The sequence below is a fragment of the Micromonospora craterilacus genome (assembly GCF_003236315.1).
Lineage (GTDB): Bacteria > Actinomycetota > Actinomycetes > Mycobacteriales > Micromonosporaceae > Micromonospora > Micromonospora craterilacus.
On sequence record NZ_POTY01000567.1, the window covers coordinates 1 to 448 of the forward strand.

2 pseudogenes are annotated in these 448 nt (G+C 62.1%); both read left to right on the plus strand.

The window, feature by feature from the left end:
• Positions 1-193, plus strand: a pseudogene (locus C1I95_RS34460) (hypothetical protein); the annotation flags it as partial.
• Positions 194-268: 75 nt separating this feature from the next.
• A pseudogene (locus C1I95_RS34465) lies at positions 269-448 on the plus strand (ABC transporter substrate-binding protein); the annotation flags it as partial.

The window sequence follows — 448 nt, forward strand, 5'->3', positions numbered from 1 at the left end:
GGCGCTGGCCCGCATGATCCTGATGCTCAAGAAGCGCGGCTACACGGTGGTGATGGTGGAGCAGAACTTCCGCTTTGCCGCGCCGCTGGCAGACCGGTTTTATGTGATGGAACACGGCCGTATCGTCGAGCGTTTCGAGGCGGCGCAGTTGCAGGACAAGATGCCGGTGCTGCACGAGCTGCTCGGCGTTTAAGAGGTTTTTCCGATCGACTTGCAAGACCCATGCGCCAGCGTGATCCGCGGCGCGCACGACACAGGAGACAAGACCATGACACTCAAGAAGCTGGCTGGTGCATTGATTGCGGTAGGGCTGGGGGCGGCCGCATTCGGCGCGCATGCGCAGGTGAGCGGCGACAAGGTGAAGATCGGCTACATCACGGATCTTTCGGGGCTGTATGCCGACATCGACGGGCAGGGCGGTGTCGAGGCGGTGAAGATGGCGATCGAG